12 protein-coding genes are annotated in these 25,126 nt (G+C 32.1%); 4 read left to right on the top strand and 8 right to left on the bottom strand.

Translation table 11 applies throughout. The features are described 5' to 3' along the window. Nucleotides 1-356 precede the first annotated feature (356 nt). Genes CLV91_RS02270 through CLV91_RS02260 form a run of 3 tightly spaced genes read left to right on the top strand, consistent with a single transcriptional unit; the run spans nucleotide 357 to nucleotide 6,773 of the window. On the top strand, nucleotides 357-3,449 hold the full coding sequence (locus tag CLV91_RS02270; protein ID WP_121063557.1) for a SusC/RagA family TonB-linked outer membrane protein: 3,093 nt from the start codon (nucleotides 357-359) through the stop codon (nucleotides 3,447-3,449). 21 nt (nucleotides 3,450-3,470) lie between these two features. Next, on the top strand, nucleotides 3,471-5,183 hold the full coding sequence (locus tag CLV91_RS02265; protein WP_121063555.1) for a RagB/SusD family nutrient uptake outer membrane protein: 1,713 nt from the start codon (nucleotides 3,471-3,473) through the stop codon (nucleotides 5,181-5,183). A gap of 9 nt (nucleotides 5,184-5,192) precedes the next feature. After that, the gene (locus CLV91_RS02260) at nucleotides 5,193-6,773 is read left to right on the top strand and encodes a hypothetical protein (RefSeq protein WP_121063553.1); all 1,581 of its coding nucleotides are present in this window, start codon (nucleotides 5,193-5,195) and stop codon (nucleotides 6,771-6,773) included. A 119-nt stretch (nucleotides 6,774-6,892) separates the two neighbouring features. Here CLV91_RS02260 and CLV91_RS02255 read toward each other — a convergent pair whose 3' ends face one another. The 4 genes from CLV91_RS02255 to CLV91_RS02240 all read right to left on the bottom strand — a co-directional run bounded on the left by CLV91_RS02255 (nucleotide 6,893) and on the right by CLV91_RS02240 (nucleotide 16,689). Next, nucleotides 6,893-8,515, bottom strand: coding sequence for a helix-turn-helix transcriptional regulator (locus CLV91_RS02255; RefSeq protein ID WP_121063551.1), 1,623 nt, complete (start codon nucleotides 8,513-8,515; stop codon nucleotides 6,893-6,895). Between the two features lie 3 nt (nucleotides 8,516-8,518). Then, entirely contained in the window at nucleotides 8,519-11,860 is a 3,342-nt protein-coding gene (locus tag CLV91_RS02250; protein ID WP_121063549.1) for a VCBS repeat-containing protein, read from the bottom strand. A 160-nt stretch (nucleotides 11,861-12,020) separates the two neighbouring features. Then, on the bottom strand, nucleotides 12,021-13,613 hold the full coding sequence (locus CLV91_RS02245; RefSeq protein WP_121063547.1) for a RagB/SusD family nutrient uptake outer membrane protein: 1,593 nt from the start codon (nucleotides 13,611-13,613) through the stop codon (nucleotides 12,021-12,023). Nucleotides 13,614-13,647: 34 nt separating this feature from the next. Then, nucleotides 13,648-16,689 (bottom strand): SusC/RagA family TonB-linked outer membrane protein, encoded by a 3,042-nt coding sequence (locus CLV91_RS02240; RefSeq protein ID WP_170146687.1) that lies wholly within the window; start codon nucleotides 16,687-16,689, stop codon nucleotides 13,648-13,650. 1,078 nt (nucleotides 16,690-17,767) lie between these two features. Here CLV91_RS02240 and CLV91_RS02235 point away from each other — a divergent pair. After that, entirely contained in the window at nucleotides 17,768-19,291 is a 1,524-nt protein-coding gene (locus tag CLV91_RS02235) for an alpha-L-fucosidase (protein WP_121063543.1), read from the top strand. A gap of 62 nt (nucleotides 19,292-19,353) precedes the next feature. Here the strand turns inward: CLV91_RS02235 and CLV91_RS02230 are convergent, their stop codons facing one another. The 4 genes from CLV91_RS02230 to CLV91_RS02215 are packed head-to-tail and all read right to left on the bottom strand — an operon-like array spanning nucleotide 19,354 to nucleotide 25,066. After that, nucleotides 19,354-20,862: a sulfatase family protein gene (locus CLV91_RS02230; RefSeq protein ID WP_121063541.1), complete on the bottom strand. Its 1,509-nt coding sequence runs from the start codon at nucleotides 20,860-20,862 to the stop codon at nucleotides 19,354-19,356. Next, entirely contained in the window at nucleotides 20,852-23,140 is a 2,289-nt protein-coding gene (locus CLV91_RS02225) for a sulfatase-like hydrolase/transferase (RefSeq protein WP_121063539.1), read from the bottom strand. Before CLV91_RS02225 ends, CLV91_RS02230 begins: the two co-directional genes overlap by 11 nt. A gap of 40 nt (nucleotides 23,141-23,180) precedes the next feature. After that, nucleotides 23,181-24,338 (bottom strand): galactonate dehydratase, encoded by a 1,158-nt coding sequence (dgoD, locus tag CLV91_RS02220; protein WP_121063537.1) that lies wholly within the window; start codon nucleotides 24,336-24,338, stop codon nucleotides 23,181-23,183. Further along, nucleotides 24,335-25,066, bottom strand: coding sequence for a FadR/GntR family transcriptional regulator (locus CLV91_RS02215; protein WP_121063535.1), 732 nt, complete (start codon nucleotides 25,064-25,066; stop codon nucleotides 24,335-24,337). Before CLV91_RS02215 ends, dgoD begins: the two co-directional genes overlap by 4 nt. Between the last annotated feature and the right edge of the window lie 60 nt (nucleotides 25,067-25,126).

Raw genomic sequence — 25,126 nt, 5'->3', positions numbered from 1 at the left:
TTCTTGTTAATAATCATTAAATACTATAAACGGTACAGGTTTATATAAATTACCCTGCAATTTTAGGTAAAATTTAGTTGTAAGTTTTACTGTCTCTTTAAGAAAATATACACTTTAATGGTATTTGACTATTCTTTTGTCAAATGTTCTACATTTTGTCAAGTTCAGTTATTTTGTTTTGTTTTTACTTGACAAATTGGCAAAAAAAACCAAAATGTTAAGTTTTGGTTAAGTGTTAAATGACTCTTAAAAATAATGCAATTCCTAATTTTACATCATTATAATACGAATATCATAATCTATTAGTGTTTATGTTATGTGTTTCGTAAAATTTAATTTAACTAACTCTCAATTTTATGAAAAGAATTAATGATTTGTGGAGAAACACATTTTTTATAATGTTGTTTTTTCTATTCTTATGCATTCCTAAAGTCTATGCACAAGAAAATGTTAGCGGTCAGGTTGTAGATGACCTAGGATTACCTTTACCTGGAGTAAGTGTCGTTGTAGACGGTACAACAACAGGTGCGGTAGCAGATATTGATGGTAATTATACCGTGTCTGCAAAAAAAGGAGCTGTTTTGGTTTTTTCCTATATAGGATTTAAAACAGTAAAAAAGACGGTAAATAGTTCTACTATTAATGTAAAGTTATTTACAGACACCGAAGCTTTGGAAGAGGTTGTAGTGGTAGGTTACGGTACACAAAAGAAAAAGGAAGTTACTGGAGCTGTTGCTAACCTTAAAGCAGATGAAATTATTAAAACTGCAGTTTCAGATTTAGGTGCCGCAATACAAGGTAAGGTTGCTGGTATTAATGTGCAGGCAGCTAGTGGTAGACCAGGGGAGTCTGCGAATATTCAAATACGTGGATTAGGTTCTCTTAGTGCTGGTTTAGAACCTCTTTATGTTGTTGACGGGATTCCTTACGAGGGAAATCCAAATATTGCACCAGAACAAATTGAAAGTATTGATGTTTTAAAGGATGGAGCATCAACTTCAATTTATGGTAATAGAGCATCTAATGGTGTTATTTTAATTTCTACTAAAAAAGGGAAAGCTGGTAAAGTTCAGGTAGATGTTAATTCATATACTGGTGTTCAGAATATTACTTCAGGTACTCCTTTAATGAATACGGTTGAACAGTTGTATACTTTAGAGGTAGTAACAGAACAATTAGGAAATCAACCGCAAACATTTTTCTTTAATCCAAATGCACTAGATTTTGATACAGAGTTTGTGCCTGATGTTCAAAATGATAATGCAATAATTCAAAACCATGGGATTAATATCTCTGGAGGGGTTGAGAATTTAACTTTAAACTTTAATACTAATTACTTTAAACAAGAAGGGGTATTAATAAATTCTGGTTTTAATAGATTGTCCAATAGACTTACAGGGCAGTTTACAAAAGGTAAGTTTAAGGCATTTGCTTCTGTAGGTTATACGGTTGAGAATAGAGACCAAGAACCATTTGCATTATATGAATATAGTATTGGGCAAGCTCCTTGGGCAAGACCATTCAATGAAATCCCAAGTGCAGGAGAAAATAGTTTTTTACTAGACGAGAGTGTAGATAATGATATTTTTTACAGCTTTATATCTCGTACTTTAAATAATATAGATGAAAGAGAAACTAAAAGAACAAATTTAGCTCTTAAGTTAGATTATGAAATTGCAGACGGTTTAAAATATAGTATAAATCTTGGTAGAAATGATTCAAAATATTTTAGAAAATTCTTTAGACCTCAATATTTGGCTATCCGAGGTGATGGAACTTTAAATGAAACTGCATCAGTACCTCAAGCATTATTAGATGAAACTCATAATACTTCAGAAAGAAGTACAATAGAAAATGTTCTTAATTATTCTATTACGTTAAATAAGCATAAGCTAAATTTTACAGGAGTACTATCATACGAAGAGTTTAATCGTAAAGATGTAAGAGTAGGGGTTGTTTTTAGTGATAACTCAAGTAATAGTTTGCAAACTTTAGGTTCTGGAGCAGAAGGAATTAAACCTGCTACATATAATGAAACAAGTACTCTTTCTGGTAAATTGGCAAGAATCCAATATAACTATGATGATAAATATTTATTATCGGCCAGTTATAGAAGAGATGGTTCATCAAAATTCTCTAAAGCAAATAGGTATGGAGACTTTTTTGGTTTTTCTGCAGGATGGAATATTCATGAAGAAAATTGGTTTAATATTCCAGCGGTTAGTAATTTAAAGTTAAGAGCAAGTTGGGCTGAAGTTGGAAACAATAGAATTCCTTCTTATTTATTTACACCTCTTATTGAGGCAGGTGCCAATTATCCTTTTGGACCAGATGAAGATTTATTATTTGGACAAACGCAAAGACGTTATGTAGACCCAAATATTAAATGGGAAACTACAATTTCTAAGAATATAGGTTTAGATCTATCCTTATTTAAGGATAAATTAAGCTTGACAGCAGAAGTATATCAAAATGATAAAAAAGATATGTTACTGGGGCAAAGTATTCCTGCTTCAACAGGAACTTCACAACCAAGAGCTTCAGGCACATATGATCAAATATTTGTGAATGCAGGTAATATGGTTAATGAGGGTATAGAAATATCTATAAATTATAAAGGCCAAATAGGTAATGATTTTAAGTATAGTTTAAACGGAACTTTTACAAAAAACAGAAACGAAGTTTTAGATTTAAATGGAGTAGAAAGAGGGTATGCTAATGGTAGACCACTTATTTCTCGCGGTAACAATACAGAGTTTACAACTTTTTTAGCCGAAGGTTATGAGGCGGGAGCATTTTTCTTATATCAGCAAGACGGAGTAATTAAAACTCCAGAAGAATTAGAAGAGTATTCGCAATTAGATTTAAGAAGTGTTAGTACTCCTCAACTTGGAGATATGAGATATAAAGATGTTAATAATGATAATATTATTGATGAAAATGATAGAGCTTATTCTGGCTCTGGACAGCCAGAATTTGAGGCTGGACTAGGATTAGATATGAATTATAAAGGTTTTGATTTTGGTATACAAAGTTACCTTTCTTATGGCGCAGAAGTTTACAATGGAGCAAAATTATATGCTTATAGTGGAGGAAGACACAAAGATTTAGTTAACATGTGGAGTCCGCAAAACCCAACTTCTAATATTCCTACTTTCAGACAAAATTCATTTCATTCTAATGTAAGGGCCGGTTCTAACTTATTTTTAGAAGATGGTACTTACTTAAGAATACGATCACTTACTGTTGGGTATACTATTCCTGATTTAGAAAAAAGTGGTATTAAAAAGGCTAGAATATATGTGACCTCTGTGAACCCTTTTACATTTACTAATTACGATGGTTATGACCCAGAAGTTGGTGGAGATGGGCTATTTTTCCGTGGCGTGGATCGCGGTAATTATCCTGTTAGCCGTCAATTTATGTTAGGTGCTCAATTAAGTTTTTAAAAAAATAAAAAATTATCAACTATGAAATTATTACAAAATAAAATTTCAATAGCAATCTGCGTATGTTCTCTATTTTTTATAGGATGTAACGAAGATAGTTTTTTGGAAGAAATTAACCCCAATGCCATAACAACCGAGACTTTTTGGGAGTCTGAGAAACAGTTTAATAGTGCTTTAACTACTGTTTATTCTGCACTACAATTTCAAAGTGTTAGTGGCGGACTATTACAACACGAATTTGTAATGGGAGATATAGCAGGAACAGAATCTTGGTATAGACCTAATGCTTTTAGAAATTTAACGTATAATGCAAGTTTATATCACGTTACTGATAAGTGGAACGAACTTTACATTGGTATTTTTAGAGCCAATCAAGTAATTCAATTTATTCAAGAAGCAGAAAACGATATATTTCTTGGAAATTCTAAATTAGAAATTGAAGCACAAGCACGTTTTTTAAGAGCTTTCTTTTATTTTCAATTAGCACATACTTATGGTGGAGGAATGATCCATGATAGGGTTGCAGAAACAAAAGAAGATAGGTCAAAAACGTTTTCAACAATAGAAGAAATAAATGAGGCTATTATAGTTCCAGATTTACAATTTGCAAGAGCTAATTTACCTTTGTCTTGGAATGAAACTAATAAAGGAAGAGCAACTTGGGGAGCAGCAACATCTTTACTTGGTAAAGTATATTTATATAAAGAAGAATGGCCTACTGCAAGAGATTTATTTAAAGAAGTTATAGATTCTAATGTGTATAGCTTAACTAATGATATAACAGATAACTTTTGGCACCAAAATGAGTTTAACTCAGAATCTATTTTTGAAGTTAATTATTCTTTTGATATTGCTCCTGGAGTACCTGGTGCTGCGGTTGATGATAATGTAAATGAATCTGGTGCAGAGTCTAGTACTTTGGCGACCGCAGTTGGTCAATTAAATTATGGTGCTTTTAATACGGTTTTAGCTTCATACAATTTACATGAAATGCTGGTTTATGATGAAGTAGATCCTAATAACCCTATTAATGATGGTAATATTGAGTCTAGAAGAATGAACTCTACAATTGCTGTTAGCGGTATGGAAGGGCAGTATTATGGTTTTGAATCTGATGAAGTAAAAGGTTTTGGATTTGGACAAAGTGCCTATGTTAAAAAACATTCTAACTGGTATCATTTATCTGCAGAACCAACGCAAAGTAGATCAGGGATAAACTTTAGACATATTAGATATGCTGATGTTTTATTAATGTATGCCGAATCACTTATTGAAGCCGATGGTGATTTTACTACCGCTATAGATTATATAGATATGATAAGAAGTAGAGCAGGAGTAATAACATTACAGCAATATATGGATGATAATGGCGGAACATTCCCTCAATTACACGTAAGTCAGCAAGTACATGGAGCGCACCCAATGGTTGCAGCTAGTTCAGAAACAGTTTTAACTCATTTACAACGTGTAGAAAGAGCGGTTGAGTTATGTTTTGAAGGGCACAGATGGAAAGATTTAGTACGTTGGGGTATTGTTAAAGAGGTGTTTAATGAATTAAATGCAGATGAAGTATGGCGTTTGGCAAATACTGATGAGGTATATAATGCTGCTCCATTAAATATTCCAGGTAGAATTAGACCAGACTTTGTATTGTCTTCGGCAAATTATGATCCGGCTAAGCATAATTATTTCCCTGTTCCTTCTCAGGAATTGCAAACAAATGATAATTTATAATTAAATATTATGAAAAACATAAAAAAAATAATGTTAGTTTTCATAGCAGCTATATCATTTATGGCTTGTGATGAAGAAAACGATATAGAAATAGTAGAGGCTAACCATAGAGTTATTGTTACCTCTGAGGCGAGTGTTGAAAACACAATTAATATTGGCGGACACATAGATTTTGGCGATGTTTCTAGAGGAATAGAATCTAGAACATGGACTTTTCCTGAAGGGGCAACTATAGTTGGTGAAAAAGGAAATACTAGTAGTAAAGATGTTATTAAAGGGTTTTTTAACATTCCAGGAGAGCATAACGTAACACTTAATCAGGTGTTTAAAGGAAATGTTTACCCAAATGAAGATAGTACAACTCCTATTGATGGAAAAGTGCTAGACACTACTATAGTTGTTACAGTTTTGGGGCCTATTTCATCTGTTCTTAAAGCATATTACTTAAATGATGATGGAAGTGTTGGGGCTGAGTTAAATATGTCTGATAATGCTGAAAATGTACTTACGGCAAGTAAGTACATACAACTAACCTATGAATCTCAAGGAGAGCCAAGTAATTTTGTTTGGAATTTAGATGGAGGTAAACCTGACCAAATAACTAATCCTGGTGGTGCAGCAGATGTAAGGTATAATAAAGTTGGATCTTGGGATTTACAATTTATTGCTTCAAGAGCAAGACCAGGTGGTGCAGATACTGTTAACATTAAAAAGTTTATTAAAGTAATTCCTTCTACAGAACCAGTAGTGGTAGATAAAGTAACAAACAAAGATGTTAATATTGCTATAGAATACAGCCGAGAAATGGATGAAAGTTCTTTAAATAAAAATGATTTTGCAGTAACAATAGAAACTACTGCAGGGGCTGTTCTTAATCCTGCAATCTCTAAAGTTTCTGTAGATGCTGTAGATGGTAACATAGTTATTTTAGAATTAGATGGAGAAACAATTTATAATGACGATGTTATAAAAGTTTCCTATACACCAGGGGCATTAATGACTTTAGATGGTGTTGCTGCAGATGTTTTAACAGACGCGGAATTAGTATTTGCACAAGGAGAAAATATTTTAAAGAATACTTCTGTAGATTATAGTTTTGAAACATCAACCGCTGGCAATTGGCCATATTTATGGTGGGGAGGCCAATGGGGAGAATACGATTTTGCAATTTCTAGAGATCAGGCCCAAGATGGTACTAGTAGTGCTTATTTAGAGTTTAGGCCAAATGGAGGAATGATTATTGGCCATAGAGATGATGCTGGTAATGACCTTACTTTTCCTGTAGAATCTGGAGAAAGATATGAAATGGGTGTATGGGTTTATGTTACAGATTTAGGAGAAATAAATGGAGGAGAAATTCCTGACCTTAGATTTTACTGGGCACCAGGAACGAACTGGGGAATAGCGCCTAACCCAGCTCTTACAGATGATTTTGTGATAGGTGAATGGGTGTATAGTTCTACTATAGTACAGTTTGCAGAATCTGGTGAAGTAAGCTATATGATTCGTGGAATAAATAATGGTAATTCTTTACCAGTAAAATTATATATGGATAATATATCGGTTGTAAAGCTTACAACTAGACCATAAAATAGAGTGAGTTGAGTTAGTAGTTTTAAGTTAAGTTTGAGCCCTTAAATGTGTTGAGTCATTTAAGGGCTCTTTTTTATTCTGTATATAGATAAATAATTTTTTATTTAAAAAGGATATTAAATGGATGCAATAAAGTTTTCTAAATTGGTACTTCTGGGTAGCCCCATTTTTTTGCGCAATCTATACCTTGTTGTGTGTACGGATTCTACAGAAATGCCTAATAGACGAGCCATGTCTTTACTAGAAAAGTTAAGTTTAATAAGAGCGCATATTTTTTGATCCCCTTGGCTTAACTTTGGAAATTGAGAAGTTAATTTCTTATAAAATTTTTCATTAACAGCAGTAAACCTTAATTTAAATTCTTCCCAACTTTGGTCATTACTAATAGATATAGATTTTATTACCTTATTTATTTCGGTATTAGTAGCGCTGCTTTTGTTTTCTTTTAGATTGTTCTTTAATTGTCTTAAAAACTCATCTTTTTCGACTAATTGTAAAGCAGAAGCTGCTAATTCTTTATTTTTTAACTCTAGTAATTCTTTTGCTTTTTGTATTTCTAATCTTTTATTTTTTCTAATTAATGATTTTTCTGCCTTATGTTTAATTCTAAGTTGTTTCACATAAATTAAGCCTATAAGAACACCAAAAATTAAGGAGCCCAATAAGATAATTCTTTGTAGTAAAGATATTTTGTCCTCTTGTTCTAGTTGTGCCAGGCGTTGTTTTTGAATTACCTTCTCTTGTCTTTCTTTTTCTATCCTATATTCATCTCTTATACCTAAAAAGGATTTGTTTTTTTCGCTTCTACTATCAAAAAAAAGGGCGTCTAAATTCTTTGCATTTTTTAAATAAACATAAGATTTTTTATAATTTCCATGTTCTAAATAAAAATCAGATAATCTTTCATGAATAAGAACAGTAAAGTCTTTATGACTATTATAAGTTTTAGAAATATCTAAAGCTTTGTGATACATGTTTTCGCAGTTTTTATTCTGGTTCATTGCTTTAAATGTATCTCCCCAATAGGTGTAAACTAAAACTAAATAAGAAGGTCTTTTTTTTATAAACCAGGGCTCAATTTCATTAAACAAAGCCAACGCTTCATTAAACTTGTTTTCTTTTAATAAAATAAAAGCCTCTTCAAACTTTAAATAGGTAATAGCAATTGGCGAGTTAGAAGGCTTTACGTATAATAGGCAGCTATCTAAGTATTTTCTTCCTAGAACATGTTGGTTAGTTTCTCTATGCGTAGCAAGAATAGTGTAATAGTTATAAGTTAGTTCACTTTTGTCTAGTATATTTTTTTGTACTAAATCTTTTTTTAGGTTTAATGCCGTGTTTAAATATTGAAAAGCTTTTTCTTTTCTTTTAAAGTAACTATGCACACGACCTAAATAACAATAAATTGAAGCTGTTAATTTAGGGTCGTTTAAATTTTCAGAAAGGAATAAAGCTTGCCATAGGTCATCATACGTTTTAGAATAATCTATTAATTGTCCATCAATATTTGGCATCTCTAAAAGAGCATTTACAGCTCTTAATGTATCCCCTTTAATTAAGGATTCTTTATATACTTTTTCTAATAAATATAGTGTGCTATCTGGATTATGGTATCTAATTTCAATGGCTCTATTAAATGCTTTTAATGTACTGTCTTCTTCTTGGGAATAGCTTTGCGAAAATGTAGCTATATATACAAGTAGGAGGAGTATATTAGCACCTATTTTTTTTGAGAACATACCTTATTTTTTTATTCGATACATTTCATGATAATCGTTATTGTTAATTATCATTAAAGTTTCATTATTTAGCACAATAATAGACCTTACATCTTTATTAGCATAAAAGCCAGATTCTGCATTATCAATATATTTAAAATCCCCGTTTGTAGTTCCTTTTAAATAAGTACCTACACCAGCATCTGATCTTGTAGTTTCTACCTCAGACATATAATTATTACCAGCTAATAGTAAGTCTTTTAAACCATCTTTATCAAAATCTTGATATGCAATACTATTAATGGGAGACTGTTGTACTTCATTAGTAAAAGGCTCAAAGGAAAACCCATTACTGCCATTGTTGATAAATATGCCAGATTTAAATTCAGTTGCTTGATAGTGTAAGGCAGATTCTATGCGATTACCAACAATATCTTTTACGTCTTTATTTGCAAAATCTGTATAAGAAGGTATTTTTCTAGCGAGGTGAGGTAATTGTTGTGTCATACAACCTTTACCTCTTACAGGAACTTCTCTTCCATTATAATTTTTTGCTAATACAATGTCTTCCGTTCCATTAAAATCAAAATCTGTTGTATATATATGAAATGGTTTTTCTGTAGATGCATGGAATTTATAATTAAGGCCTAAGTTACCTGCAATAATGTCTTTGTCTCCATCATTATCAATGTCTTCTACAACTATCTTGTTCCACCATCCTACGCTCTTATGGAGTGTAGAATACTCTTTGCTTTTTATAAGTTTATTGTTTTTATTAATGAATATTTCTATTCCCATCCATTCTCCAGTAACTACTAAATCTAATTTGTTATCCTTATTTATATCTACCCACTGTGCACTTGTTACCATGCCAATTTTTTCTAATTCTGGGCTAATCTCTTTTATTTGGTTTGTGAATTTTCCATTTTCATTAACAAGTAAATAACTATTTGGAGCATAAGGATATTCTCCAGGAACAACTCTACCGCCAATAAATAAATCTATATCCCCATCTTTATCATAATCTGATGCACTTACAATAGATCCAGAACTTTGTATTTGAGGTAAAGAGTTTAATTCTCTTTTAAAATTTCCGTTTCCTGTGTTAATATATAAACGATCTTGGAGTAGGGTTGGGGATCTAAAAAACTCATAACTACCGCTAACTACGTATAAATCTTGGTCGCCATCATTATCTGCATCAAAAAACACAGCACTTTGGTCTTCGAAACCTTTATCTTTATCAAAATCAGGAATATTTTTTTTTGTAAATTTAGAATTAGGTCTTCCAAAAAAAAGTTGCGATGGTTGCCCTTTTCCACCACCTATAAAAATATCGTCATATCCATCTTTATTTAAATCTGTTTTAGCAATAGAAGGACCAGTTTGCGAAAGTTTGTGTGGCAAAAGAACTTGTAAATCATAATCATTAAAATATGGGTCTTTATGATTAATCTTTGTTTTTACAAGATTAAAAATGGTTTTTTTAGTTTCCTCTTTTTCCTCTTTTTCTGTAGCAAAAGCATAATTTAGTAATAAGGATTGATTTGCTTTTACATCATTTAAAATTTGAGTTTTACCATCTGGCCAAATTACTTCAAGCTTCTGAACAGACATGTTTTTATTTATTCCAAAATGAAGTGTTGTAGGGGTAGAAGAAAGAAACCCTCTAGAATTTGTAACCTGTCTTGTTTGTATAGAACCATCTTTAAAATGTAAATTTACTTTTGTATCTACTCCAAAAAAGTTTTTTTCAGGACCAGCCAGGTCAATCTTTAAGAAATAGATTCTTTTTTGTTCTATAGTAGTATTTCTTAAAAAAGTAACTTCTTCATTAATATTGTTTACTACAATATCTAAATCGCCATCATTATCAAAGTCGGCATAGGTAGCTCCATTAGAAAATGTGGGTTTGGTATTAGACCAATCTTCTGTGGCATCTGTAAAAGTTCTATCTCCATTATTTTTAAATATATAATTTGATAGTTTTTGTTGCGGCAACATTTTGGCAAATTTTAAAAAATCTTCTTTTGTTGGTTTTCTTTTATTTGCTCTTAAAATTTCTAAAATTTCATTGTTTTTATCACGATCTATAACGTCTCTATAAACACCATTTGTAATATAAATATCATTATAACCATCTAAATCAAAATCGGCAGAAAGTAAAGACCAACTCCAATCTGTATTAGCAATACCTGCCATTTTACTAATTTCACTAAAAGTTCCATTACCGTTATTTAATTGCAACATATTGTGCATATACTGGTAATGATATCCTTTTTTAACCATATCTTCAAAACTAGAAATAGAGGTCATTCCCATAGTTGTTTTAGACCTTACATAATCTTCAGGATTCATGTCTAAAGTCATTAAGTCTAAAAAGCCGTCATTATTAATATCTGCTAGGTCACTACCCATACTATTAAAAGACATGTGCTTTACTAATTTGTCACTAGATTCCGTAAAAGTCCCGTTACCATTATTAATGTAAGCTAGGTCTGGATAATTAAAATCATTACAGACGTATATGTCTTGAAAGCCATCATTATTTAAATCTCCTATAATTGGGTTTAATCCAAAACCAATATCATTTAATAAACCAGCTTTTTTAGAAATGTCTTTAAAATTACCGCTGCCATCATTTTCATAAAGCCTATCACTTCCTTTTAAGTTTAAAGTTTTTGGATCTGTATGAATTTTTTCTAAATTGGTTATTTGCGCTCTACCAGATATATCAGGACTATTAGAGATATAAGCATCTAAGTCATTATCATTATCAAAATCAAAAAAGGTGGTTTGTATGGTTCTGTTTGTATCATCTAGTCCATGCTTTTTAGCACTTTCAGTAAAAGTTAAATCGCCATTGTTTATATATAATAGATTGGCAAATTTATTATCCTCATCTTTCCAACCTCCTCTGGATACATATATATCTAAAAATCCATCTTGGTTAACATCGGCCATAGTAACTCCTGTGTTAAATCCGTCATTAAATGTAATACCAGCTTCTTCTGTAATATCTTTGAAAAATAAACCTCCTTGATTAAGATATAATTTGTCTTCTGAAGAATTGGAAGTAAAATATAAATCTACATATCCATCATCATTAATATCGCCTGCAGCTACACCTCCACCAATGTAGGTGTATAAATATTGGTAATAGTTAGATTCTAATGTTTCTTCTAAGGTATTTGTAAATGCGATGCCAGATTTATTACTTGGCACAGCTTCAAATACTTTAATTTTTTTGGCAGTTTCTTTTTTAACTATTTTTTTAGCTTTTTTACAGGAACTGTTAGCAATAGTTAATAGAACGATAAATAGGTAAATTAATCTAAGTTTAAAAAGAAGATTATAAAAATTCATTGAGGTGGAGTTTATAAACTAAAAATACAAAGAAAAATATTGTAGTAGAATGTAGTGGTAAAATTGTTTTTTGAAGTATATGAAAATAACACAGCGATAAGGTTATATGTTTCCTTACCGCTGTGAATTTTAAAAATATAAAACTAACTTAATACAACATTTAGTTTGCTAGATTTGGTAGCCTATCTATTTCAGATTGTGGGATAGGAGCAAAATAATTGCTTTGATCTAATGTTCCTAAAATAGGGTTAGAAGGTTCTGTTAATGGAGTAGGCGTAGGATTTCCATCACCATCAAACATAGTACCTATAGTCGTTTGCGGGTCTCTTGAAGTGCCACCTAAAGCAGCTTCAACCTGTTCTTTACGTACTAAATCATTATATCTTAAATACTCTCCTGCTAATTCCCACTTACGTTCTTGGTAAGCAAGATCTTGGATTGTTCCATCTGCAGAACTAACATCTGCAAGACCAGCTCTTCTACGAACCATATTTAACGCCTCCCAAGCATCTGTTCCTGCAGTACCAGCTTCTCCTGAAGCTTCTGCGTAAATCAACAGTAATTCAGCGTATCTCATATAGTAATCGTTACGATCACTTTCGAAGCCATTCCAAGTTCCTTCTTCAAAAGGACCTACTATTTTTCTGAATATAGGGTTTTGCTGATCTTTAAATTCTGTCCATGGTAAAAATGAATCTGCGTTTGCTACATCAGATGTCATATCTCCAGCTGCATCTAGAGGCATTTCATCATGGTAAGTAGCATCTTTTCTTGCGCCTTCTGGGAAATCTTCATAAAAACGAATTTCAGCAAAAGTTTCTTGCCAACCATTTGTTGGAGCTCCACCAGGTAACCCTAATTTTCCATGTTTACGATTAGGTAGTCCACATGAAGCACAATATACAATTGTAAATAAAGATTCTATGTTTTCTCTTCCAGCAACAGTATATAAGCTAGCCATATCATCTACCAAACCAAAACCATGAGATCCTGCATTGTCTATAACTTGTTTTGCACTAGAAGCCGCTTGCGCATATTTACTGTTATCTTTAACCGGATATCCTGCCCAATCTAAATATAATCTGGCTAAAATGGCTCTTGCCGATCCTTTATTAGGTCTTGATGCACCAACATTAGAAGATGTAGGTAGTAGTGATTCTGCTAATAGCATATCACTTTCTATTTGTGCGTATACTTCCTCTTGAGTCGATTTTCCGATTTCAGTATCTACTTCTAAAGTTAATGGCAATGGAATTTCACCAAATACACGTGCTAAATGGTAAAACATTAACCCTCTTAAAAAGTAGGTTTCTCCTGTTAATTGGTCTTGCCCTGCAGCATCTGTTAACTCAACTCCTTCTAAGTTTGCCAGTACCGTGTTAGCGGCTAACACCATAGAATAAACACCTCTCCAGTTTTCCAGAGACCTTCCGTTTGACGGCAACACATTTCTTTGGTCATATTCTCTAAAATCTGCTTTGTTACTTGCTCTATGTGTAGTCATGTCATCTCCAGACCAACCATTTACATAAAAGGTTGTCATCCAAGCGGCTTTATTTAACTGCCCATAAATACCTGTAACTGCTAAATCTAACTCACCAATGTTAGTATAAGGTACAACCGCAAGTAACGATTCCGTTGGATCTTCTTCTAAATCAAATTGTTCGCAACTATTAAAAGTAAATGCAACTACCATAATAGCAATCAGGAAAAGTCTAGCTTTTAATGATTTATATAATTTTATTGTTTTCATATTTTATATCTAATTTTTTATTTCTGACATTAACTTAAAATCCCACTTTAACTCCTAAAGAAAGCGTTCTTGGGTTAGGGTATGCACCAATATTTATACCTGATGCAGCATCTGAGTTTCCTTGATTATTAGTCCTTCTAGATGTTGCTTCTGGATCAAAACCAGAATAATCTGTAATTAAGAATAAATTTTGTCCACTAGCATAAATTTTAACACTTGTGTTTTCTAAACCAGCTACATCTTTCATAGTATATCCAACAGATAAATTACTTAACCTTATAAAATCTCCTTTTTCTACATAACGAGAAGAGCCATATAATTGAGCAGTTGCAGGAATATCTGTTTCATTGGTAGGCGTCCAAGCATTTACATGATCAGATGCTAAGAAACTTCTAGAATCACCTGCTCCACCGGTAATACCACCTTGCATTACATTATATACATCAAAACCATGAACCCCTTGTAAAAATATATTAATATCCCATGCTTTATAGTTTACAGAGTTATTGAAACCCCATGTTAGATCTGGCGTACCATTACCAATTGAACTAAAAACGATGTCATTATTCTCATCCAGCAAATATTTTGCATCTCCTGGTTGCGCAACAGCATTTCCGGCAGAGTTTGTTGGAATATTATCGGTAGATTTCCAGGTGCCTAAAAATGTAGCTCCAAAAAATTGACCTAATGGCTGACCGACTTCAATACCATTTAAAATATTTCCTTGACCACCTGGTGCCGTAAACCTTCCTGGTATTTCTGTTAAACCATCATATAAAGAAGTTACTTCATTCTTTACATAAGATAAAGAAAAATTAGAGTTCCAGTTTAAATTATCAGTTGCTATAATATCATATCCTAATGTTAGGTCAAAACCAACATTTTCTACCTCACCAACATTTCTACTTACAGTAATTTGTGAATTATTACCACCAAAAGTTTCTGGTAAAGCAACAGGTAGTAAAATATCTTCCGTTACTTTTTTGTACCCTTCTAGAGTAATATTTCCACGGCCGCCTTGAAAACCTAAGTCTATACCAACATTTACTTGAGAGGTGGTTTCCCAAGTTAAGTCAGGATTACCCACTCTGTCTAGTCGAGCTCCTGGCTGGGGAGAATTGCCATCAAAAGAGTAAGCATTAGTAGTAAGTGTTGTATAGGTGTCAAAAGGATCAACATTTTGATTACCTACTTGCCCCCATCCTGCTCTTAATTTTAAACTGCTAATACTTTCTGAATCTTCTATTAAATCATTTAGACTATATGCCAAAGCTACAGAAGGGAAGAATCCCCATCTACTTGTTTCTCTAAAAACCGAAGAAGCATCATAACGACCCGTTGCCGTTAAGAATAAATCATCAGCTAAAATATATTCCGCACGCAGCATGTAGGATGATAATTCTCTTGGCTCAAGAGTATTGCCAATATCTTTTAAACCTGTAGCTAATTCTGCAAAGTAAAATCCGTTACTGCCAGCAGGTAAATTTTCTGCTTCATAATTATTTCCAATAAATTTAGAATTAGAATATTCTTGAACACCCGTTAACTTAAGATTATGCAGGTCATTGAAATTTTTATTCCAAGTAAAAATATTTGTTATCTGGTAAGAAGTTGTTTTATTATTAAAGAAGCTCGTATGTGGTAATTGATCATCTCCAACCTCTACAGCATACCTCTGACGGTTATTATTAACCAATTGTGTACCTGCTACAAAAGTATATGTAAAATTATCAGTGATATTATAACTTACATTAAGCGCAGTTGACAATCTTTCTCTTATATCCGTAATATCCGTTTCGTTTAATGTACGCACAGGGTTATCATTTAACGATGCAATACCCTTTAAGGAACGTAAATTATAGTTACCATCAGCATCAAAAACCGGAGTTGTTGGATCCCAAGTTAACGCCTTATACATAAAACTTCCTTGGCCGTTACCCAATGCTTGCGCATCATTTTTAAGCTCACCACGACTTGCCGCGATATTAAGACTAACTTTAAGTTTGTCCGATACTTGAGCAGATAAATTAGATCTTGCAGCTAATTGTTGAAAGCCAGTATTAATAACAATACCTTCCTCATCTCTATAATTTCCTGATAAGAAATAACTAATATTACCTTCAGAGCCACTTGCCGAAATTTGAAGATTCTTACTTATTCCTGTTCTTAAAATTTCATCCTGATAGTTTGTTCCTCCGTTTGAGGCCAAATCTGCTATTTCCTGATCCGAAAATATTGGGCTACCTCCGGTCGATACTCTCCTTGCATTTTCAATAATTGCAAACTGATCAGGATTATCCGCAAGTGTGGGTAAAAATTCTGGTGTTGAGGATACCGTTGTAAAGAAATCTACAGCAATTTTTCCCTTACCTGAACCTCTTTTTGTTGTAATGATGATAACACCATTAGAACCACGTACACCATAAATAGCTGTTGCTGAAGCATCTTTTAAAATGTCCATGGAGGCTATATCATTTGGATTTAAGGAAGTTAAATCTCCTCCCTGTATACCATCTATAACTACTAAAGGACTATTATCTCCATCAATAGAGTTTACCCCACGTACACGAACTTTAATAGCTCCACCCGGTTGTCCATTTGCTTTTGCTACTGTTACCCCAGATGCTCTACCTTGTAAAGCTTCTTCTACTCTTGTAATAGGTTGTGCTTCAAAAGACTCTGTAGTTACTCTTGATACTGCACCAGTTAAGTCACTTTTCTTAGCAGTACCATAACCAATTACTATTACCTCTTCTAATTGACTAGCGTCCTCTTCTAGTTTAACATTCAATGTATTTTTGTCTCCTACAGGAACACTTTGCGTTGCATATCCTAAATAGGAAATGACTAATACATCAGAGGAAGAAGCAGAGATTGTAAAGTTACCATCAAAATCTGTTTGGGTTCCATTTGTTGTACCTTTAATTACAATATTGGCACCTGCAACAGGACCAAGTTCATCAGTTACTGTACCAGTAACTGTTTGTTGTGCATACGAAAATTGTATGCCCATAAACATAAGAAAAAGCCCAGAAAGGAAACTGTTTCTTAATAGATCATTAAATCTTTTTTTCATAATCATTTGTTTTGAGTTAATAAATTGTTCGAGTATTTAGAATATTACTGTTAGGTAACAACAACATTCTTTAGTTAATTTTAATTTCTATTTACACACTTTGCGGATAGTATATAGAGTTAAAAATTCTATTTGTAAATGTAGGGATAGAGGCAAATGGTGTTGAGAATTATTCCTAGACAATAAATAGACAATTCTTGAAAAAAATAAGAAAATCAAGGTTTTAGGGGGCTTTTTTTGTGAATTACTTTTTTTTAATCAATTTTTTTTTGGTTTTTGTAATTTTATAAATTAATAATTTTCTTTCATGGTTAATAAACATTTAGGGTTTAAAAAATATTAGATATAGTTTTAGTTGTAATTCCAGTATTTAATTAATTTTTTTGAGATAAAAAAAGACATAGGAATCCAGCCTATAGATATAGCTTGTTAATTTTTTAACTATCTATACCATTTAAGAAATATACTTGATACTTAGATGAAATGGATTTTTAAAGCTATTTTTAGTGTATAAAAAATTATATAGTCATATAGATTCATACTAGAATCTACTAACTAAATTTATCAGTAAAATAATATAAGCTAATTTTAACCTAAATTGACACTATTTTACCATAACCACTTTTTTTAATAAATTATAGCTTTTGTGAGAATTTTTCCTCAAGTTTTTGTTGGGTAGTTTTTCATAAGAATTGTTGTTTTGAGTTAATATTTTTTTGAGTTTAAAATAACCATACAAAGCATTGTATGTTTTGAGCGTCACAAATCACATTTTTGAGTAAATAGCTGTGATTTTTTTTGAATTTCAATTAAATATAGCGTATTTATTTTTAATACCGTAAAATTTACGTTTATTATTTATTGATGTGATATTGTTGAAGTTTATGTATTTTTTCCCATTAAAATTAAAATACGTAGGAAAATATAAGGGCTTAAGACCATTTATGATAGTAAATAAATCAAATAATACTAATATTTTTTTTAATTTTTTCAACCTTTGACTATTAGGATAAAGAGTATTTTTTTGTAATTAAAGAAAGGAGGCTTAAGGCCTAATTAAATTTAAAAAAGGACTACTATGTTAAAAAGAGTTACATGTACAATTATTGTTTTATTGCAGGTCTATTCTTGTAAAGAATCTAATAAAGATAAAACAGAAGAACCGGTAATTGAGCAAAAGAAATATGAAGCTAATTGGGAATCCTTATCAGAACATGAAGAGGCACCTCAATGGTTCCAAGATGCAAAATTGGGAATTTATTTTCATTGGGGGGTGTATTCCGTTCCTGCATTTGGAAGTGAATGGTACCCAAGTAAAATGTATATAAAAGGAACTAAGGAATATGAGTACCATAAAAAAAATTATGGACCTCAAGAGGAATTTGGATATCATGAGTTTGTTCCAAAGTTTACTGCAGAAAATTTTGATGCAGAAGAGTGGGTTTTACTTTTTAAACGTGCAGGAGCAAGATTTGCTGGGCCAGTGGCGCAACATCATGATGGTTTTGCAATGTGGGATAGTAAAGTTAACCCTTGGAATTCTGTTCAAAAAGGGCCCAAAAGAGATATTACTGGGGAATTAGCAAATGCGGTCAGGAAAAATGACATGAAATTAATTACAACATTTCATCATGCTCGTAATTTACAGAGAAATGCAAAAACTCCAGAAAATTGGGGAAAGTTTGATAGTCATTTCACCTATAATCCTAAATATCATACTTCCTCTACAGATCCAGAATTAAGTAAGTTATATGGTAATATTCCAACCGAAGAATTTCATAAATACTGGTCTGATCAAATAACAGAAGTAGTGGAGCAATATAAGCCAGATGCTATTTGGTTTGATTCGTGGTTTAATTTTATACCAGAGAAGAGAGTGCAGCAAATGTGTGCAGATTATTTTAATACTGCAGAGAAAAATAACCAAGATGTTTTAATTGGTTATAAGCAATGGGATTTGCCAAAAGAGGTTGGTGTACAAGATATAGAACAAGGGGGTAGGAGAGATATTACCGAAAGACCTTGGATGACAGATATTACTCTAAGCAATAAATCTTGGAGTTATATTCAGGGACAAACTTATAAACCTGCAGGTTTAGTTATTAGAAATCTTATAGATGTGGTAAGCAAAAACGGAGTGGTTTTATTAAATGTATCTCCTAAAGCAGATGGAAGTATTCCTAAGGAGCAAAGAGAAGTTTTATATGAAATGGGAGATTGGTTTTCAAAATATGGAGAAGCTATTTACGATACAAAACCTTGGGATTTATTTGGTTTTGGGGATGCAAAAGCTGGAGAAGGGCATTTTGGAGGACAATCTGCAACTGTAAAATATACTGCTAATGATATAAGATTTACACAATCTAAAGATGAAAAAAGTTTATATTTAATATGTTTAGGAAAACCGGAAGTTGGTAAAAAAATTAACCTAAGATTATTAGCAAAACATAGATACAGCCCTCATTCTAAAATAAAAAGAATAGTTCTTTTAGGTACTGAGCAGGAAGTTGCTTATGATTTAAATGATGAATATTTTGAGTTAACAGTACCTAATGCTAAAATGGATGCTATAGCTACAGTCTTTAAGTTTGAACTAGAATAATATACTTAAATAATAGGTGAAAAAAGGAGGTTTTTAAAGCCTCCTTTTTTTCTTGGTTTTGGTTATTTGGTTTTGTGCATTTCTAAAATAATCTGAGTCATTTCTTTTTTAGAAGGCCTAGGCCTTTTTCTAAAAGAATTTGGTTTTCCAGTGACTCTGTCAAACTCATCTGGTGTTCTAAATTCCGGAAGACTGTCTTTAGTCCTAGTTCTCGTCTTTTTCATTTTGCTCCTTAAGTCTTTTAAGATATTAGTATACTCAGGCTTTAGTGCTAAATTGTTTAACTCATTAGGGTCTTTAATAGTATTATAAAGCTCTTCAACTGCTCTTGGTGTTTTAAAACAAGCTAATTGAGCTTCATTTAATTCTTCTTTTTCTTTTAAACTTAGCATACTTTTAAATGTCCCACTTGTAAAAGCATCGGCAGAAGGTGTATTTGGCAAATCTGGATAGAAATTCTTTATATATTTATATTCTTTGGTTCTAATAGCTCTAGTATAATCTTCATAATCATGCCAATGATCCTCCGCATAAATATTATCTCTAATATTCTCTTTAGGATTAGTAAGTAATTTAGAAAAATCTTTACCTTCAAAATTTTCTCTTGGTTTTAGGCCAGCAAGTTTTAAAAATGTTGGTGCAATATCAATAGAGCTAACTAGACTTTTGCAAACAGAGTTTGGTTTTATTTTTGCAGGCCATTTAACAATCCATGGGGTTTTTATACCACCGTCATATAACGTAGTTTTATCTCTAGGAAATGGTCTTCCATTATCACTTATAAATAATATTAAAGTGTTTTCAGTAAGGTTTTGCTTTTCTAATTGGGAAACTACTTCACCAACATAATTATCTAGCCTTGTAATTTCATTATAGTAATAAACAAAATCTTCACGAACATCCTTAGTATCTGGAAAGTATGGTGGTAAAATAACATCACTTAATTCATGCGGATTACTAATTATGCTGTCTGTATAAGGTCTGTGGGGGTCTACAGCTGCTAGCCATAAGAAGAAAGGCTTGTTTTTTGGTGTTTCTTTTATTAAAGGAACCCAATTCTCACAACCACTTCCATCTCCTTTTTGTATTGCTTTTTTACCATCAGGAGCAAGTTGAAACCCAGATGTACCAACATCATATACTTTGTTAAACCTATCTTTGATAGCTTCTCCTAAGTGCCATTTTCCTGCTTGTGCAGTCCAATAGCCAGAAGCTTTTAGGTTTTCTACAAATGTTTCTTTATCTGGTGTTAAAGGCCAGTGTAGCTGTTCCGCATTTGTGTTATGCGGGTATAGTCCTGTTATAATACTTGTTCTACTTGGGCTACAGGAACTTGCTGTTAAAAAAGCTTGATCAAACCGCATACCTTCTCTTGCAAGTTTGTCTATGTTTGGAGTTTTTATTTTTGGGTGTCCATAAGCGCCGCTATCATCCCAAGCCATATCATCCGCAATTATTAAAATAATATTAGGGGAGGTGTCTTTTTCTACTACATTTTTACTTTTAGAATTACAGCTTGTAATTAAAATGCTTAATAGAATAGTATATAGTACAATGTTTTTATTTTGCATAAGGTCTAAGGTTAACTCTTAAAAGGTAATCATCACAGGTAATAAACAAGAATCTGCCATCATCTGTGAATTCACAATTCCCAGTATTTTTATCAGTGCGTATAGTTCCTAAATGTTTGCCAGATGGTGAGATAATAAGAACTCCTCCTGGCCCCGCTAAAAATAAATTCCCGTTCTTATCTATTTTTATACCGTCTGGAGATTGTTTCTCAATACTTTTTTCTCTTAGAATAGTTGCATCAAAAAATATCCTTTTATTTTTTATTTTTCCGTCTTTTACAATATCATAAGCCCAAATAGAAGGTTTGGTTTTATGGGAGTCTGCAACATAAAGTGTTTTATTATCATGAGATACTGCTATGCCATTAGGGGCTTGTACTTTTTTATCTAATAAAGTTAGTTTTCCACTTTTACTTAAAAAGTATACCCCGTTAAAACCAATAGCACTTTTCTCTTTTCCTAAACCAAAGGCTGGGTCTGTAAAATATAGGTTGCCTTTAGAGTCATAAACTAAATCATTAGGAGAATTAAAAATATTGCCTTTGTAATTGGTTATTAAAGATTTAAATACTGGATTTAAAGAATCTTTTAAACTAACTAATTTACTGATTCTTCTATCCCCAACTTGACATAGTATTAAATTACCTTCTGGATCCAGAGTTAAACCATTGGATCCTTTAGTAATTTTTTTATTATCTCCAGTATAGCCTGAAGGAGACATGTATAAACTTAGACCATCAATATCATTCCATTGGTACATTTTGTTTTCAGGAACATCAGAGAATAATAATTTTTGTCCTTTTGGTTGCCAAACTGGTCCTTCTGACCAATTAAAGCCTTCCGCAACTAAATCTATCCTTGCATTTTTAGATATAATAGTATCTAAAGAAGGGTCTAATCTTTCTATAAAACCAAAGGAAGGATATTTTTTTAGAGAATCTATTATGGTATTAAAACGTTTTTTTGTGTTTGCTAACTTATGATCATTCTTAGAAATGGTAAGCGTATCTTTTTCTAATTTATCATTTGCAATATTGTAAAACCTTCCGTCGCCGTATAACTTATAATTTTCATTTAGTACAAACTCTGCAGGATGAAAATGGTCTTTTCCTACGCCAGGTTTTGGATTATAACTAATATAAACCCAGTCTCTACGATTAGTAGGTTCTCCTTTCATTACAGGTAAAAAGCTTTGTCCGTCTGTTTTAAAATTACTTGGAATTGGAGTTTTGCTTACATCTAATAAAGTTGGCAAAAAGTCTATCGCATCTATAAATTCATTAGAAACCATACCTTCTTTAATTACGCCAGGCCAATTAGCAATACAAGGAACTTTAATTCCGTTTTCTGTAGTTAGCCCTTTGCCGCCTTGTATAGTTTTATCCCCCATTTTTGAGGTTATTTTTTGGTGCGTTCCGTTATCAGAATAAATTAGAATTAGTGTTTCATCACGTATTCCTTTTTCTTCTAAATTCTTTATAATTTTCCCTATAATTTTATCAGAATAAACAACCATATCTTTAAAATATATAGGGTCATCATCTAATCTTCTTTCTTCCTCTTTCCAAATATCACTATCTGGGGTAGGGGAAAAGGGGTCATGTGTAAGCGCCATAGGGTAATACACAAAAAATGGCTTGTCTTTTTGTTTGTTTACAAATTCATTTAAGTAGTCAGAAAATATATCTGGGCCATATTTACCTTTTGTATTTTTTAAATAAGCTCCATTTTGATAAATAGTAGGGTCTGCAAAACGAGAGCCTTTATCTTCCGTATGTAATGCATGAAACATACTATATTCATCAAAACCAGCATCTTCTACTTTCATTCCAGTACCTCTTCTAAATTCGGATCCCGGATAATCTTCAGGGTCATAGCTTTGTAATTGCCATTTGCCTACCATACATGTTGCATAGCCAGCATCTTGCATTAAATGACCAAAAGTTTTTTGTTTTTTATTTAAAATTCCAAAGGCCTCCCAGTTTCTAAAATTGTATTTTCCAGTCATTATTTTTACACGAGAAGGTGTGCAAAGCGGTTGTGCATATGCTTGGTTAAATTGCATGCCTGTTGCAGCAAGTTTATCAAAATTAGGTGTTTTGTAAGATGTGCCACCGTATGTTCCAATAGCTTCGGAACCTAAATCATCTAACATTATTAGAATAATATTTGGTTTTTTGTTTTCTTTTTGAGCAGTAACTTTTGGAGCACAACTAATTAGAAGAAAACCAAAAAGTACTACACAACTTATATAATAAGTTTTAATTTTTTTTGACATTTTAAGTGTTTAATAAAATTCTTTTAATTTTTAATAATAATTACCATTCCGAGAAATTACCATCTTTAGTACGCCAAATAGGGTTAGACCAATTATGACCTATTTTATTCCCTTCACGAAGTTTTTCTTCATTAATATCTACCCCTAAACCAGGTTTTTCTAAAAGTTTAATGTAACCATCTTCTAAGTTAAAAACCTCAGGATTTTCCATATAATCTAAAAGGTCACAGCCTTGGTTGTAATGTATTCCTAAGCTGCTTTCTTGAATAATTGCATTAGAGGAAACAAAATCTACTTGTAGAGCAGAGGCTAAAGAGATAGGTCCTAAAGGACAGTGTGGAGCAAGCGTTATGTCATAAGCTTCTGCCATTGCAGCAATACGCCTTACTTCAGAAATACCACCAGCATGACTTAAATCTGGTTGAATTATATCAACAACACCTTGGTGTAAAATATCTTTAAAATCCCATCTAGAAAACATACGTTCCCCAGTTGCAATAGGAATATTAGTATAAGAATATATGTGTTTTAAAGCGTCATTGTTTTCACTTAAAACAGGTTCTTCAATAAACATGGGTTCATAAGGCTCTAACTCTGATATTAATTTTTTAACCATAGGCTTATGAACCCTACCATGAAAGTCTAAACCTATATCTAAATTATACCCAAATTCTTCTCTTAACAATTTAATGTTATTAGAAACAGTCTTTATATCTTTTAAAGAAGAAACCCATTCCATGCCACCTGTGGCATTCATTTTAACAGCTTTGTAACCAGCGTTTACCTTTTCTTGTGCTTGTTCTAAGATAACGTCTGGGTTATCTCCACCAATCCAACAATACATTTTCATTTTGTTACGAACAGCACCTCCTAATAATTGGTGTACAGGAACATTTAAGTGTTTTCCTTTAATATCCCATAATGCTTGGTCTATACCAGATATGGCACTCATTAAAATAGGGCCGCCTCTATAAAAACCACCTCTATAGAGTATTTGCCATATATCTTCTATAGCACTAGCATCTTTACCGATTATATATTGTTCTAGTTCTTTAATACAAGCAGCTACAGTATCTGCTTTGCCCTCTACAACGGGTTCTCCCCAACCTATAATACCACATTTGGTAGTTATTTTTAAGAATAACCATCTAGGAGGGACTTTAAAGAGTTCTATTTTTTCAATCTTTAGGTCTTTCATTTTTTTAATGCTTGTGATTTAATATAATTAGCATGTGTTGTTGCTAAATGGTTTTTCATAGATTGTGATGCTAAATTTCCATTCTGATCTATGATGGCATTTAATATATTACTATGATGAATTATCATCATTTCTTTTTCTTTAAGTAAATCCCCATCAGTAGGTTTTGCAAAAACACTTTCTTTAAATTTTGGCATAAGATTAAAGATAGGACTTAATAAAAGTTCTAAAATATTATTTTGCGGTATGGAAACAAGAATTTTGTGGAATGCATTATCTAATTCGGCCTCAGTTTTAGAATCTAATAAATCACATTTTTTTATGTCTTCAAGATTTTTTTGAAGTAAAGTAATATGTTTTTTAGTTCTATGTTTTGCAGCTTCTGATGCAATAATAGGTTCTATTAATTGTCTAGTTTTAATAGTCTGTAAGATTAAATCTTTGTTAGAGGAAAGTTCAAAAAACATATTTAAACTTTCGGATGCATTTTGTATACTTACTTCAGACACATAGGCGCCACTCCCTTTTTTTACAACAATAATGCCGCGAGCAGCCAAAGTTTTTATAGCTTCTCTTACCGCGGTTCTACTAACTTTAAATATTTCACAAAGTTCTTTTTCTGTTGGTATTTTTTGACCTGGAAGATATTGTCCGTTACGTATCGCTTCTGTTATTTTCTCTTCAATTTGTTGCGATAATGACTTTGAATTTCCTACAGGTGAAAACATATTTTATATTTAAAAATTTAAGGTACTAATTTATAAGACATCATACAAATTTTACTTTTC

This window comes from Maribacter vaceletii, from assembly GCF_003634105.1.
GTDB lineage: Bacteria > Bacteroidota > Bacteroidia > Flavobacteriales > Flavobacteriaceae > Maribacter_B > Maribacter_B vaceletii.
The sequence above is the reverse complement of the archived record's forward strand: the minus strand, read 5'-3'. Positions and strand labels throughout refer to the sequence as shown.